The 14,564-nt window shown below is 44.8% G+C and carries 18 protein-coding genes and 1 riboswitch; of the genes, 15 read left to right on the top strand and 3 right to left on the bottom strand.

The features are described from left to right. Nucleotides 1-250: 250 nt before the first annotated feature. Nucleotides 251-709 (bottom strand): Dps family protein, encoded by a 459-nt coding sequence (locus AC58U0_RS19315; protein WP_497380596.1) that lies wholly within the window; start codon nucleotides 707-709, stop codon nucleotides 251-253. A gap of 167 nt (nucleotides 710-876) precedes the next feature. On the opposite strand from AC58U0_RS19315, the gene AC58U0_RS19320 reads away from it, so the two are divergent. The 13 genes from AC58U0_RS19320 to AC58U0_RS19380 all read left to right on the top strand — a co-directional run bounded on the left by AC58U0_RS19320 (nucleotide 877) and on the right by AC58U0_RS19380 (nucleotide 12,221). Then, nucleotides 877-1,332 carry a DUF948 domain-containing protein gene (locus AC58U0_RS19320; RefSeq protein ID WP_497380598.1) on the top strand — a complete coding sequence of 152 codons (456 nt, stop codon included), beginning with the start codon at nucleotides 877-879 and terminating at the stop codon, nucleotides 1,330-1,332. Nucleotides 1,333-1,346: 14 nt separating this feature from the next. Further along, nucleotides 1,347-1,718, top strand: coding sequence for an STAS domain-containing protein (locus tag AC58U0_RS19325; RefSeq protein ID WP_497380599.1), 372 nt, complete (start codon nucleotides 1,347-1,349; stop codon nucleotides 1,716-1,718). Beyond that, nucleotides 1,715-2,173, top strand: a complete 459-nt coding sequence (gene rsbW / locus AC58U0_RS19330) for an anti-sigma B factor RsbW (RefSeq protein WP_057304435.1) — start codon at nucleotides 1,715-1,717, stop codon at nucleotides 2,171-2,173. The genes AC58U0_RS19325 and rsbW overlap by 4 nt, the downstream gene beginning before the upstream one ends. Next, complete coding sequence (locus AC58U0_RS19335) at nucleotides 2,170-2,937, top strand: sigma-70 family RNA polymerase sigma factor (protein WP_497380600.1); 768 nt, start codon at nucleotides 2,170-2,172, stop codon at nucleotides 2,935-2,937. The genes rsbW and AC58U0_RS19335 overlap by 4 nt, the downstream gene beginning before the upstream one ends. Nucleotides 2,938-2,949: 12 nt before the next feature. After that, nucleotides 2,950-3,759 (top strand): PPK2 family polyphosphate kinase, encoded by an 810-nt coding sequence (locus AC58U0_RS19340; RefSeq protein WP_497380601.1) that lies wholly within the window; start codon nucleotides 2,950-2,952, stop codon nucleotides 3,757-3,759. Nucleotides 3,760-3,859: 100 nt separating this feature from the next. Then, complete coding sequence (locus AC58U0_RS19345; RefSeq protein ID WP_497380602.1) at nucleotides 3,860-6,643, top strand: CHASE3 domain-containing protein; 2,784 nt, start codon at nucleotides 3,860-3,862, stop codon at nucleotides 6,641-6,643. After that, nucleotides 6,538-7,503 (top strand): CheR family methyltransferase, encoded by a 966-nt coding sequence (locus AC58U0_RS19350; protein ID WP_497380603.1) that lies wholly within the window; start codon nucleotides 6,538-6,540, stop codon nucleotides 7,501-7,503. Before AC58U0_RS19345 ends, AC58U0_RS19350 begins: the two co-directional genes overlap by 106 nt. A gap of 496 nt (nucleotides 7,504-7,999) precedes the next feature. Further along, nucleotides 8,000-8,563: a DUF1003 domain-containing protein gene (locus AC58U0_RS19355; protein WP_497380604.1), complete on the top strand. Its 564-nt coding sequence runs from the start codon at nucleotides 8,000-8,002 to the stop codon at nucleotides 8,561-8,563. 103 nt (nucleotides 8,564-8,666) lie between these two features. After that, nucleotides 8,667-8,831, top strand: coding sequence for a DUF1328 domain-containing protein (locus AC58U0_RS19360; protein WP_082562263.1), 165 nt, complete (start codon nucleotides 8,667-8,669; stop codon nucleotides 8,829-8,831). A gap of 55 nt (nucleotides 8,832-8,886) precedes the next feature. Then, nucleotides 8,887-9,267, top strand: a complete 381-nt coding sequence (locus AC58U0_RS19365) for a YflT domain-containing protein (protein WP_497380605.1) — start codon at nucleotides 8,887-8,889, stop codon at nucleotides 9,265-9,267. A 206-nt stretch (nucleotides 9,268-9,473) separates the two neighbouring features. Continuing rightward, on the top strand, nucleotides 9,474-10,169 hold the full coding sequence (locus tag AC58U0_RS19370) for a GntR family transcriptional regulator (RefSeq protein WP_497380606.1): 696 nt from the start codon (nucleotides 9,474-9,476) through the stop codon (nucleotides 10,167-10,169). A 131-nt stretch (nucleotides 10,170-10,300) separates the two neighbouring features. Next, entirely contained in the window at nucleotides 10,301-11,386 is a 1,086-nt protein-coding gene (uxuA, locus tag AC58U0_RS19375; RefSeq protein ID WP_497380607.1) for a mannonate dehydratase, read from the top strand. Then, nucleotides 11,373-12,221, top strand: a complete 849-nt coding sequence (locus AC58U0_RS19380) for an SDR family oxidoreductase (RefSeq protein ID WP_497380608.1) — start codon at nucleotides 11,373-11,375, stop codon at nucleotides 12,219-12,221. Before uxuA ends, AC58U0_RS19380 begins: the two co-directional genes overlap by 14 nt. Nucleotides 12,222-12,297: 76 nt before the next feature. On the opposite strand, the gene AC58U0_RS19385 is transcribed toward AC58U0_RS19380, so the two are convergent. Continuing rightward, complete coding sequence (locus AC58U0_RS19385) at nucleotides 12,298-12,498, bottom strand: cold-shock protein (protein ID WP_082562262.1); 201 nt, start codon at nucleotides 12,496-12,498, stop codon at nucleotides 12,298-12,300. 65 nt (nucleotides 12,499-12,563) lie between these two features. Next, nucleotides 12,564-12,764, bottom strand: a complete 201-nt coding sequence (locus AC58U0_RS19390) for a cold-shock protein (RefSeq protein ID WP_029196201.1) — start codon at nucleotides 12,762-12,764, stop codon at nucleotides 12,564-12,566. Nucleotides 12,765-12,991: 227 nt separating this feature from the next. Continuing rightward, nucleotides 12,992-13,088: riboswitch (purine riboswitch) on the top strand. Between the two features lie 62 nt (nucleotides 13,089-13,150). On the opposite strand from AC58U0_RS19390, the gene AC58U0_RS19395 reads away from it, so the two are divergent. Continuing rightward, a complete protein-coding gene (locus tag AC58U0_RS19395; protein WP_497380609.1) occupies nucleotides 13,151-13,861 on the top strand; it encodes an amidohydrolase family protein in 711 nt (236 codons plus the stop codon). Further along, nucleotides 13,800-14,513, top strand: coding sequence for an amidohydrolase family protein (locus tag AC58U0_RS19400; protein WP_497380610.1), 714 nt, complete (start codon nucleotides 13,800-13,802; stop codon nucleotides 14,511-14,513). Before AC58U0_RS19395 ends, AC58U0_RS19400 begins: the two co-directional genes overlap by 62 nt. The last annotated feature ends 51 nt before the right edge of the window (nucleotides 14,514-14,564 follow it).

Below are 14,564 nucleotides of genomic sequence, written 5' to 3' on the forward strand. Positions count from 1 at the left end.
AGCTACTTTAGGCTGGAATTGTTGTATGTTTTACAACAATCGCGTGAAAAACGCGGATTAGCTCGCTTATTGTTGTACGAAGTACAACATGCAACGAGTTCGCTTAATGTTGTACGAAGAACAACATGTACACGGGTTAGCCTGCTTATTGTTGTACAAAGAACAACATGTACACGTCAGCCTGCCTTTAGGCGGCATAACCCGCTCGTCCAAGGACAGCGTAAGCCGTTTAGTTTTTTGTTTTTACAAACTATTTGCCAAGGTACGCATCCAGCATCCAGCTGTGCTTCTCTAGCGATGAGCGAATCCCGATGAGCAGGTCAGCTGTCGGTTGATCCTTTTGCTCTTCAGCAAGTTCAATTCCCTCTGTCAGCTCCGAGCAGATGCGGGTGAAATCACTTACCAGCTGCTTCACCATTTGCTCAGCCGTCTCCTCATTTTTAGCTTCCTTAATGGACGCTATTGCCAAATGTTCCTGCAAGGTTGCTGTCGGAATCGTACGAAGTGATAGCATTCTCTCTGCGATAACGTCTAGATGCAAGGCGGCCTCTGTATACAATTCTTCGAATTTGATATGTAGGGTAAAGAAATTTTCGCCTTTCACATACCAATGATAGTTATGCAGCTTCATATAAAGAACCGAAAAGTTAGCGACCTGCTTGTCGAGAATCTCTGTAATCGGACTTGCTTTCGTTGCAGTTTTAACCATTGTGAAATCCCTCCACTTAATTAGTATGGTTGTGCATACGTATAAGTACCCTGCCAGATTCCGCTTGAAACAGAAAGGAAAGAAAATCGAAAATTTCTGCCTACATTGTTTCAGATGCCAAGAACAGGGGTAAGCAATAAGTAATTAAGCAGATAGGGGTGATTGAAATGTTAGTACAAATTAGTGCGATCATAGCAGCCGTTGCGTTTGTGTTCCTTGTCTTCTATTTGATTCAAACTTTGAAATCACTGAAAACTTCATTAGATGAGATCACATTAACGATGGGTCAAATGAAGAATGAAGTCACACAGATCAGTTCGGAAGTACAGGACGTTATTCTCAATACCAATGAGATGGCCATAGATGTGCGTGTGAAGCTGTCCAAGCTTAATCATCTGTTCAGCTCGGTTAATGATGTAGGACAAGTGATTCACGAGTTAACATCGTCGGTGAAACAATCAGCCACGAGTTTAATCTCAGCCGTTAAACAAACGAATCTAACCCAACACAATCAGCCGCTTAGTACGAAATGGAAGACGATCTTGCAAGGAGCTGCCATCTCATATGAGTTGTTGCAAAAAATGAAATCTAAGAAATCACCGCAAGCCGGTGTTACGAAATAGAAAGGGGTCATCTTGTGAACGCTATACGTAAATTTACTGTCTACAAACAATCGAATGGGAAAGAAAATATCATATACTTAAGTGGGGAACTTGATTTATCTGCTGCATCGGAGCTAGCCACCGCGCTTGACTCGGTCGTTCATAAAGGAAATGAGATTCTAACGTTGGATTTAAAAGAGTTGCGTTATATTGACAGTACCGGAATTGGTATGATTGTCTCCGTGCTTAAAGTGAGAGCTGCGATGAAGGCAGCCTTCCGTATACATCACATCCCTGCCAAAATCCAGCGACTATTCGAACTAACTGGCATAGCCCGCTATTTGGTAGGTCATGAAGACCAAAGTCAAAACAAAGGTGTAACAGAAAGGAAAGAAGAAATCATATGAGCCCATACATTGGCCTTACGATACCGGCAAAGGCGGAATATCTAGATATTGTTCGACTCACTTTATATGGCGTTGCCACCAAAGCGGGCTTTTCCTTCGAAGATATTGAAGATATGAAGGTTGCTGTAGCAGAAGCTTGCAACAATGCGATCCTTCATGCATACTCTCATGACCAGTCAGGAACCGTGGAGGTTCAATTTGAACACAGCAGCGGCTTTTTGAGAATTTCTGTGAAGGATGAAGGCAATAGCTTTAATTATGTTCAAACAGATGCCGACGCAGCCTCGCTGCACCATAAATCCATCAGTGAAGCGACGGTGGGGGGACTAGGTTTGTTCCTGATGCAAGCTTTAATGGATGATGTACAAGTACTCACGCATAGCGGTAAAGGAACCGAGGTTATTCTGACGAAGCAACTGGCAAGCCAGCTGAATAGAAAAGAGGAAATGGTATGAATGCGAATGCATCATCCTCGAAACCGTTATATGAAATGTACTCGAAAATGAAGATCTATAAGGAAACCGCATGTCAAGAGACGGCTACGGCGCTGCTGCTGCATTATGAACCCATTGTTCGTATGGCAGTAGGCAAGATGTCGCGGAGCCGTCCTGATTTATATGAGGATTTATTTCAAGTTGGACAGATGTCGATGCTGCGGCTTTTTGTACAGTATGACAGCACCATGGAGATTCCGTTTGAAGCCTATGCCATGAAAAGCTTAATTGGTCATCTGAAAAATTATTTGCGTGACAAGTCATGGTACATCCAGGTTCCAAGACGAATTAAGGAGAAAGGTTCACTTGTCCAGCGTGCCCTGGATGAACTGACCATGAAGTTGGAACGTTCGCCGAGTATCGATGAGATTGCGGCTTATTTAGAGCTCAGTCCGGAAGAAACGATTGAAATTCTGGCAGGCCGCGATTATTATAATTACACTTCGCTCGATACTCCGCTCACGAGTGATGGGGATAGTGCGACGATTGGCGATATGATCGCTGGTCCAACGGATGACTATCAAACCCTTGAGAGACGTATGGATCTGGAAGAGGCGATGACTTGTTTGAAAGAAGAAGAACGTACGGTTATTGGTCTCATCTATCATGAAGGACAATCGCAACGGCACATTGCTGACCAATTAGGGATTTCTCAGATGAGTGTATCCCGGATTCAGAAGCGGGCGATTGATAAGCTGAAGACTGTCTTAAACCAGAGCACGTAAGGAGGCTACCCGATGCCGGGCAACCATTTTCAATTGGAATATGGGAAGAAAGTACGCTTAGAAAGCATTGATCCTAATGAAACCGGAGCCCTTCACGATCGGGAAGAGGCCGAGCCGAATATAGAGCGTCTGAGTGAACGATTAGAAGCCTTGCAAAATATCCTGTACGCCGAGAAAAAGCAGTCTGTTCTTTTTGTGATTCAGGGCATGGATTGCAGCGGCAAAGACGGCGTGGTTAAGCGTGCACTCGGAAGACTGCATCCACAGGGCTTTCAAGTAAGCAGCTTCAGAACGCCTACCGAAGAGGAAGCCGCTCATGATTTCTTGTGGCGCGCTCATAAGGTTGTGCCTGCGAAAGGAATGATCGGAGCCTTCATTCGGTCTTATTATGAAGATGTGCTGATAACCCGAGTGCACAACTCGATTAGTGATTCAGAAGCGAAGAAACGATTCAAACACATTAACCGATTTGAGAAATTGCTGGAGAGCAGCGGTGTGAAAATCGTTAAGATTTTCCTGCATATTTCGAAGGATTTCCAACTTGCAAAGCTGCGGAATCGGCTAACGGATCCAACGAAACGTTGGAAATTCGATAAGAATGATCTCGTGGAGCGAGAATCTTGGGACGAATACCAGAGGGCTTATGAAGATGTGTTTAAGCAGTGCAGCTCGGCTTCCGCTCCGTGGTATGTCGTGCCTGCTAATCATCGCTGGTATCGGGATTGGGCCGTTCTGCAAATTGCTGTAGAAGCGTTGGAAAGCATGGATTTAGCCTATCCAGAATCCGATCCAGAGCTCGATCAATTGCTTGATCAATTATAGAGGCAAGCTCAAACTATCTCTCTAGCTCTCTTAATGTGGTATAGTGAGAATAGTAGAATGTTAACATAACATTCTCTACGAACTGTACTAGGAGGCAAACATGTTTAAAACTATTCCTGTCAACATAAAGGCTAAAATTACGTTAGGATATGTCTGTATTATTCTATGTTTAGGAGCAGCCCTCTTAGTTGTGAGTGATCGAATAACCTCTCTTCAGAAGGAAGTAGATTACATATCATCGCATGATATTGAAGTGCGAGATCTCCTTAATGCTATACAGAAAAATATGATCGATATGGAAACGGGGATGCGAGGCTACGTCATTACAGGGGATGAGCAGTACCTGGATCCCTATGAGGTCGGCAGCCGAACATGGCTCGATAATTATAATAAGCTTCATCTTTTGATAAATGATAATCCTGCACAGCAGAAAAGTTTGGAGCAGATCAAGCCAACCATTCAGAACTGGATTAAGAATGCTGGCGATAACGTTGTTAAGTTGAAAAAAGAAAACAATACAGCAGCCATAAATGATTTTTTTAAACAAAATTCAGGAAGAAAATTGATGGATCAGCTGCGCACGCAGTTTGATTCCTTTCTTAGGGTTGAACAGCAGTTAACGGCTGCAAGAGTCGATCAGTTAGCAAAAAGCAACTATAATCTGAGAGTTGTTCTTTTTAGCGTTTTGGGCATTACATCAATTTTTGCTGTTCTGGTGGCTTTATTTTTGTCCAATTCGATTACTAGCACGATTAATCGAGTCATTAAGACAATTCGAGATATTACAGCTGCTGAAGGAAATCTTGATGCAAGAATTGAAGTGAGAACCAATGACGAGATAAGAGTGCTGGCAGAAGCAACGAATGATTTGCTGGCAAGCTTAGACAAGCAAAACTGGATACAAACCAATATAACCGAAGTTTCAACCTTGTATCAGGGGATTAGCGATATCACGGAATTGAGTGAAATCTTTGTGAGTAAGTTAGCTCCTATGCTGGATGCTGTCTATGGTGTTGTATACCTCCGTAATAACGTTGGGGGCGAGATTCGGTATGTGAAAATAGCAGGATATGCGGCATCCGGGGTGGATCCCTCATCTGCTAGCTTTCGTTTAGGGGAAGGCTTAGTCGGGCAATGTGCCGTAGATAAACGGATTTTCCTGATGGATAATCTTCCGGAGAATCATGTGAAATTAACGTCAGGTTTAGGCGTCTCCTCACCACGAAGCTTACTTGTTGCTCCTATCATGGTGAATGGCAAAGCAGAGGCTGTTATTGAGTTAGCTTCCCTTCTGCCTTTTCAATCGAAGCATCTTACGCTAGTCGATTCGCTGCAAGAGAAATTCGGAACGGCGATTACGAGTGTTCGAAGCCGAATGGAAGTAGAGCGTCTGCTTTCAGAGTCACAGATGTTGACGGAAGAGCTGCAGTCACAATCGGAAGAGCTGCAGACACAGTCTGAAGAACTCCAGATGCAGCAAGAACAGCTGCGGATGACGAATGAGTTCCTAGAGGAACAAAACCATTTCGCGGAGCAGAAAGCATCAGAATTGAAGAAAGCCAAAGATGAGCTGGAAGAGTTCTCGCTGAAGCTTCAGACGAGTTCGCGGTACAAATCCGATTTTCTGGCGAACATGTCCCATGAGCTGCGAACACCGCTCAATAGCATTATGATTTTGTCGCAAATGCTTGCGGAAAATAACGGTGACATGCAAATGTCGGAGGTTGTGGATTATTCACGTGTCGTGTATGCCGCAGGCAATGATCTGCTTGCACTAATTGACGATATTCTTGATTTATCCAAAGTAGAAGCGGGTAAAATAGAAATTATGACGGAAGAGGTCAACGTGACCGAAATTCCGCAATTAATGAAGCTGATGTTTGATCCCGTAGCGGATAAGAAGGGGCTGGATTTCGAGGTCATTTTGGAGCCGAATGTGCCTAATGTGATTTTGACAGATGGCCAACGCATGCAGCAAATCGTGAAAAATCTGTTGTCTAACGCTTTTAAATTTACCGAGCAAGGCTCTGTAATCATGAAAATTGCGCTCGCTGATCCTTCTCGAGTCAAAGAGCTCCTTCATAGAGATCCGGAAGAAACCGTACTGGCTATTTCGATTACGGATACCGGAATAGGTATCCCGATCGATAAGCAGCAGGTTATTTTCGAAGCCTTCCAGCAGGTGGACGGTACAACGAATCGTCAATACGGCGGAACAGGACTGGGTCTATCGATATGCCGCGAATTTACGCGTTTGCTTGGTGGTTCCATTGTCGTAAAAAGCGAGCTCCATAAGGGCAGCACGTTCACCCTCTATATACCTAATGCGCGTGAATTGGAGCCTGAGGTACAAGCAAACGATCAATCGCGGGGGGAAATTGCGGCAGCTAGTGAAGAAGTGAAACTAGATACCACGGTAACAGTTTCGACGGAATCTAGTGCCTTCATTGCGGAGCAGCAAATGGCTGAGCCCGTAAGCTCAGACACGCAATTGTTTCACGGTAAAAGAGTGCTTCTCGTAGACGATGATGCGCGCAATGTTTTCGCGCTTGTCACGGCGCTTGAGACAAAAGGAGTTACCGTGGAGATTGCTGATCACGGCAAGCATGCCTTGGAGCTTTTATCCGTAGATGCCGACTACGACCTTGTGTTAATGGACATTATGATGCCGGTCATGGGAGGCTATGATGCGATGAAAGCGATTCGCGGTCAGCTGCAGCTGCACGATTTACCTATCATTGCGTTAACGGCGAAAGCAATGAAGAGTGAGAAAGAGAAATGTCTGGAGTCCGGCGCTTCCGACTATATCACCAAGCCGCTGAATATGGATCAACTATTCTCGCTTATGCGGGTGTGGTTGACGAAGCAGGTGAAGAAACATTGATTCGCCAGCCCTTAGATCATTACTCCGAATTAGAGGAACTGCCCTACGATGAGCTGCAAAATATCGAGATTAATCTGCTCTTGGAAGGCTTATATCAAATGTATGGGTTCGATTTCCGCCATTATGTGCGCTCATCCTTACGCAGGCGAATTCTCAATCGCATGAAAGCAGAGAAATTGCCATCCATTACAGCGCTGCTAGAAAAAGTTCTGCACAAACCCGGTTTCGTGGAACAATTACTGAACGACATGTCGATCCGAGTGACAGAAATGTTCAGAGATCCCAGCTTTTTCAGCGCTTTTCGTAATCAGGTAGTTCCCCAGCTTAGGAAGTATCCTGAGATTCGGATTTGGCATGCAGGTTGTGCCACCGGAGAAGAAGTGTACGCGATGGCGATCCTGATGCAGGAAGAAGGCTTGGCTGAGAGGACGAAGATTTACGCGACGGATATGAATGAGAAAGCGATTGAGAGCGCGCAAAAAGGCGCTTTCCCCTTGAAGCAGATGCAAGTCTACACGAAGAACTACTTGGAATCTGGCGGGACCAAAGCCTTCTCCGAATACTATACAACAGACCATCAATATGCTTATTTTCAGCCTCTGATGAAAGAAAATCTGATGTTTGCTCAGCACAATCTCGTAACGGACGGCTCCTTTAATGAATTCCACGTCATCCTGTGCCGTAATGTCATGATCTATTTCGATACGAAGCTGCAGCAGCAAGTGCACAGCCTATTTCATGGAAGTTTAATTCCAGGTGGATATCTAGGCTTAGGAAAAAAAGAATCCATCCTTTTCGTGCCCGAAGGGGTGCAATATGACGACTTCGTACCGCAGGAACGAATTTATCGTAAAAGATAAAATTGCTGAACACTCTCCGTTGGAGAGTGTTTTTTGTTTGAATGGGAGGAGAGGAGGAGTCTACTCTACGCGAGCTAATATCGGGGGAATCTGCGTTGAGTACAACTAGATAGATTAGTTTGCTGTGTTTTATGCAGCTTTCTGTTCGGCAACAATTGCGTAAGATACAATGCCCGTACTTGTAATCGCCTAGCCCAACGCTTGCAGAACGTAGATACCTTATTCTGCTCGAAACCGTTTATTTTTTGGTTTCGCGGAATGAGGAGCCTCTATTTTACGCTTCGGGAGGTGAAAGACTGCAAAAAAACCAAAATAGCGTACATACGTTCCGATTATGAGCCCAATATCGACATATTAACCGAAATAGCGTCGCCTCGTTCCCCGCGAGCCTCAGATCAGCAAGTTAGTACGAAACTTTGAGGTTGTTTCATCAGCAGCGAGGAACGTTTAAATACAAAGTAGGAATGTACTTTAGACACAGAAAGAAGGGAAACGCATGGAAGATGAATTCAATGAGAACAAATCCACAGACGAATGCACGCCTGAGAAATTGTTTCAGGAACTGGATAACGATCCAAGTACCAAGCTGGACAACGATCAGTTAGATCGCATAACGGCCATGGTGAACGAATATCAAGGGAATATTAAGTCCCATTTGATTGAGCAGCAGGAGAAGAAGTCTTCAAGGGCTGATCGCCTTGCTGATCATATTGCCTCTTTTGGCGGCAGCTGGACATTTATTGTGCTGTTTTGCACGTTTTTGGGGATTTGGATGGTCATTAATCTGATGAGCTTTGCATTTGATAAACCGCCATTTATCCTGCTTAATTTGATTCTATCTTGTGTTTCGGCCCTGCAGGCCCCGGTTATTCTGATGAGTCAGAATCGTCAAGCGGCGCGAGATAAGCAGGAGGCGATCCTTGATTTCGCGATTAATTACCGAGCTGAGCAAGAGAATATGGAGCTAAAGGCATTACTCGAACGCCTAGATAAAAGGCTGGAAAGAATTGAAAAGCGAGGCTTAGCACGGCAAGCTGAAAGATTAGATAACAATGGTTGAAAACATGTTTTTCAGCTGAAAAGTGTTTCATTACTAGGCGATGTGGTTAATAAATAACATAGCAAGAACAACTAATAATCGATGATAAGAGAGGGTGTTTCCTATGTTAGGTTGGGCAATTATGTTTCTGATCATTGCGCTTGTAGCCGGTGTTTTTGGATTTTTCGGGATTGTCTCGGCAGCGGTAGGGATTGCCAAAGTCTTATTCTTCGTATTCCTGATTATGTTCGTCGTATCCTTGATTTTCGGAAGACGAAAAGGCTTTTAGCAAAAGTTTAATACAGCACGAACCCAATAAATAATAGCCAAAGAGGAGGATTACCATGAATACTTATACCAGAGTGAGTGTCACATCGAATCTTCAAGAGGCACAAAGTAAAGTGCAGCAATTGTACAGAGAAGGCTTTGAGCGAGAGCATATTTATGTGCTGACTCACAGTGCTGAGGGTACTGATTACGTTGCTAATTATACGGGCGCTGAACAGATCACCATGGCGGAAGAGGGTGTGCTGACGTCGATCGCTAATCTGTTCCGTTCTCGCGGCGATGAGCTGCGGGCGAAAATGAGAGCACTCGGTGTGCCTGAAGTGGAGGCCAGTCGTTTGGAAAGCGAGCTGGATAAAGGGAAAATCCTTGTTCTGGCTACCCCTTCAACCGAGGTTAGGGAATATAGTGGTCAAGACTTTCAACGTACTATTTTATGACAAAACGTTAATAGAGGCCATTGAACGATAAGGAATGAAAAGGGGACTCCTTCATGGAGTCTCTTTTCTATCTGTTATCTGCTCCGCATTTTTCTTTGTAATAGGAGAGTCCGTTCAAGTTAAAATAAATTTATTGACTAGTATACAAGTATGCTAGTATTATCTTCATAAAGCGTTTACATTAGAAATCAGGTGAGAATTTGGATTTGCCAAACATTATAACGAAGCGAGAAACATTATCTGATAACGCCTATCAAGTGATTAGAGACGCCATTGTCTCATTGCGCTTGGAGCCAGGACAGATGGTATATGAAGCTGAATTAGGCAGCACATTGGGGGTGAGCCGTACACCAATTCGGGAAGCATTCCGAAAGTTGATGGCCGAGGAATTAATTGAGGTTCAACCGCAGCGCGGTGCCCGAATCGCCTATATGTCAAAGAAGAAAATCGATGAGGCCCGCTTTGTCAGAATAAGTTTAGAGGCTAACGCTTTCAAGGAAGTTGCCAAACTGTGGAACCCGGAAGAAGCAAGGTTTCAAAGACTTTATACGCAAGTGAGGGGAATATTGAATGACCAGAAGAAAATGGTAGATGAGCAAAATTTCGATACCTTCTTCCAGTTGGACGAAAAATTTCACTATACCTTGCTTGAAACTTTAGGAAATGTCACTTTGATATCCATAATTAATCAAATGAGGGGCCATTTGAACCGCATGCGATATTTGGAGCTTCAGGAAACGAAACATATGAGACGACTCGTGGCTGATCATGAGGGTATCTTTGATGCGATCATATCGAACAACGTAGAATTAACAGAACGTTTGCTGAGCGAACATATCCTCTTGCTTGAGGGAAGTATGAACGATCTTATTAAGAAATATAGCCATTATTTCCGATTGTAATGTAATTTTTTTAGTAGTGATGCGCCTTCTCATCGCTTTGCGCTAGAGGAAATTCATCAAACGATTAAGCTTATTGAAACAAGTCCAAAAGAGGTCCGTAAAGTAGTTCTGGAAGTCGGAGGGATGCAGAAGTGAGAATGGTATTCCGTTGGTATGGGGAAGGGAACGACCCGATTCCCCCGCGGCACATTAAGCAAATTCCAGGCGTTGAAGGCATCGTTTGGGCTCTGCACGATCTCCCGGCGGGAGAAGTATGGCCGGTAGATAGAATTCGCGAGGTGAAGAAGCAGGCCGACCAGTATGGCTTTCACATTGAGGTCGTAGAGAGTGTAAATATTCATGAGGATATTAAGCAAGGGCTCCCTACGAGAGACCGTTACATTGAAAATTATAAACAAACGATAAGAAATCTAGCTGAAGTTGGCGTGAAGGTGATTTGCTATAATTTCATGCCTGTGTTCGATTGGGTACGAACGGATCTGTACAAAGAATTAGAGGACGGTTCAACAGCTCTTTTCTTTGAAAAGGCCAAAGTAGACGATATGGACCCTATGGAGCTTGTTTCTAAAATTGCGGGAAATCCAAACTTCACGATGCCTGGATGGGAACCGGAGAGATTACAGTATCTTTCAGAGCTTTTTGAAGCCTATAAAGGGATAGATGAGGAGAAGTTGTGGGAGAATCTCCAGTACTTCTTGGAGCAAATCATTCCAGTGGCGGAAGATTATGATATCAAAATGGCCATTCACCCGGATGATCCGCCGTGGTCTATTTTTGGATTGCCGAGAATTATGACGAATGCTAATAATTTTCGAAGGCTGCTTAGAATGGTGGATAGTCCGTATAACGGGCTTACGCTTTGCAGCGGTTCTTTGGGAGCGAACCCGGCCAACAATATACCTGCGATGGTCAGAGAATTCGGAGACCGCATTCCTTTTGCACATATAAGGAACGTAAGAGTTTACGAGAATGGAGATTTCATTGAAACGTCCCACCGAGCGCAGGACGGGACCGTAGACATTTGCGAAATTGTGAGAGCTTATCACGAAATTGGCTTTACGGGGTATGCGCGACCGGATCATGGAAGACATATTTTCGACGAAGCATGCAGACCGGGCTACGGGTTATACGATAGAGCACTCGGTATCATGTACTTGTGGGGAATCTGGGATTCTTTGAAGCGGTCTAGACGGGAGGCAGCGCATGTTAACGATTAATGAGAACTTAAAAGGTAAGGTAGCCGTTGTCACTGGCGGAGGCGGAGTCCTTTGCGGAGCAATGGCTGTAGAGCTTGGAAGGCAAGGGGTAAAGGTAGCCATCCTGAATCGAACGGCGGAAAAGGGAGAAGCGGTCGCTGACAAGATCAGAAACATGGGCGGTGAAGCAATAGCTATCGCTTGCGATGTTCTTCATGCTGACAATGTCAAAGCTGCGGAGAAGATCGTCTCCGAAACGTTCGGAACATGCGATATCCTAATCAACGGTGCGGGTGGAAATCATCCGAAAGGAATCACAACGAACGAAACGTTTAAAATGGATGATCTTACAAACAAAGAAATAACAACCTTTTTTGATTTGACGGAAGAAGGTTTCAACTATGTGTTTAACCTAAACATCCTGGGTACGCTTATCCCGACACAGGTGTTCACCAAAAAGATGCTAGGCAAAGAAGGAGCCATTGTCATAAACATGTCTTCTATGAGTGCGCCAAGTCCGATGACAAAGGTTCCCGCTTACAGTTCGGCAAAGGCGGGTATTGAAAATTTCACCCAATGGCTGGCCGTGCATATGGCGGAGGCAGGTATTCGGGTAAATGCGATTGCTCCAGGTTTTTTTCTGACCGAGCAAAACAGACGTTTGTTAACAAATGAAGACGGCTCCCTAACGGAAAGATCACAAAAGATATTATCTCATACCCCTATGAGGAGATTCGGCAAATCCGAGGACCTCCTCGGAACCTTGCTTTGGTTAGCAGATGAAAATATGTCAGGCTTTGTTACTGGAATCACGATTCCGGTAGATGGCGGATTTATGTCTTATTCTGGAGTATGATGACAACAAAAAACCCTAAGCGTCTCCATACGGAGCCGCCAGGGTTCTCGTGAAATCAATTGCTACCTTCTTGCATTCATCGCCTGCTGCTTGTGTTCGATAAGGTGGGGAGCATCTTTAAATCCTTGACCATGGATGAATTGCAAATTGGACATGCAGGACTATCAGCGAATGAAAAATTATCTCTCATCCAGCATGAGCACTGTTCTGTGCTGCAGGTCCAGATGCTAGTTTGCTCCTCGGGGACAGGTTCCAACGATTTCTTTGAAAAGTACAATCGAACTCCTCCTTGTCATAGTAGACTCAGACTCGCAAGCAGTTAAAGCAATATGTGGTGAAGGACTACAGCTTGACTACATTTTCAGCTTGCGGTCCGCGGTTACCTTGAACAACTTCAAACTGTACGCTTTGGCCTTCATCCAAGCTTTTGAAGCCTTCCCCAGTAATAGCGCTGAAGTGAACGAAGACATCTTTGCCGCCTTCCATTTCAATGAAACCAAAACCTTTTTCTGCATTAAACCATTTAACCGTGCCTGTTTCCATGTATACAAAAACCTCCAACAATAATTTGTGCCTGCGCTCCTGTTTCCGAAGATCACGTAGATCCCGATAGCTTGTTAACGCAGCTTTGATAATATATCCATTTATAGGGGAGCTTATTCCATTTTTACTAAAAATTCATTTATCGAAAAATTTATCATAAAGTCGTTTGGTCAATAAGTATTGACTAACCGCCATTCTCCGCTCTATACTGGTGCTAATTGTAAGCTGCAAGACACAACTTTATAGTTCGTATAACCTCGATAATTCGGTTCGGGGGCTCTACTGGGAACCTAAATCCTAACTACGAACACAATATATGCTCATATATTGTGTTTGTTGTTAGGATTTTTTTGGTTTCCTCATTTACGTTGAGGAGGAAGAAAAGAATGGGTTCATTGTTGATTCGCAATGCCAAAGCAATTGTAACAGTGGATGCGGAGGATCGTGTGCTGGAACAGGCGAATATCCTGATTGAAGACAATCGGATCGTGAAGATGGGGAAGGACTTGTGTGAGGCTGACCAGGTTATTGATGCGTCTCAGATGTTCGTATATCCCGGACTCATTAACGTGCATCATCATTTGTATCAAACTTTCACGCGCAATCTGCCGCAGGTGCAGAAGCTGGAGCTATTCGACTGGCTGCGTTATCTCTACGAAATTTGGAAAGGGATTACACCGGACGCCGTGTACCATAGCTCGCTTACAGGGATCGCTGATCTGATGAAGAATGGCTGTACGACGGTTTTCGATCATCATTATGTATTTCCGCAGCAAAATAGTGCCCATTTTATAGATAAACAGTTCGAAGCAGCGGAGCGACTTGGTATCCGATTCGTTGCTTCGAGAGGATCCATGACGCTTGGCAAGGATCAGGGAGGGCTTCCTCCCATGAGCGTTGTTCAGGACATAGATACGATTCTAGCCGATAGTGAAAGGCTAATTGATCTTTACCACGATGCCAGTGTAGGCTCCATGCGGCAGGTAGTGCTCGCTCCGTGTTCACCGTTCACCGTTCAGCGTATCCGCGGATATCATGCTGGAATCGGCGAAGCTAGCCAGGTCCAAGGGTGTGCGGCTGCACACACATCTAGCTGAGACGAAGAACGAGGAAGCCTACACGCTCGAACGTTTCGGAATGAGGCCTTTGGCCTACATGGAAAGTCTCGGCTGGTTAGGTCCCGATGTGTGGTATGCGCATGGTATACATTTTAACGATGACGAAATGAAGCTGCTTGCACATACCAAGACAGGAATCGCACATTGCCCGATATCGAACATGAAGCTTTCGTCCGGCATAGCCAGGGTGCCCGAGATGCTTGCGATGGGGATTCCCGTAGGCTTAGCCGTTGATGGGAGCGCCTCTAATGATGGCTCGAACCTGCTAGAGGAGCTCCGAGTCTCGTATCTCTTGCACAGGCTTCAGTCAAGCGGTAAGGCTCCGACTGGCTATGATCTCTTGAAGGTAGCAACCAGCGGCGGTGCAGCAATACTAGGAAGAGGCGACATCGGGTCGCTGGAGATTGGTAAGACAGCAGATTTATTCATGGTGCGTGTAGATCAAATTGATGCTGTGGGGACTCTGACGGATCCAAAGTCGTGGCTAGGTACGGTAGGACTCAAGCGTCCGGTAGATTATACAATTGTGAATGGGAAGGTTGTTGTCGAGAACGGCAGACTGGTTGGAGCTGATGAGGAGAAATTAGCTAGGGAATGTCAGGATTCGTACGAAAGATTCATCCAGCAATAAGAAAAGCTCGCTCCACACCGGTCATATAGACCGAATGAGAGCGAGCTTTTG

It is taken from the genome of Paenibacillus sp. J31P190, assembly GCF_059692075.1.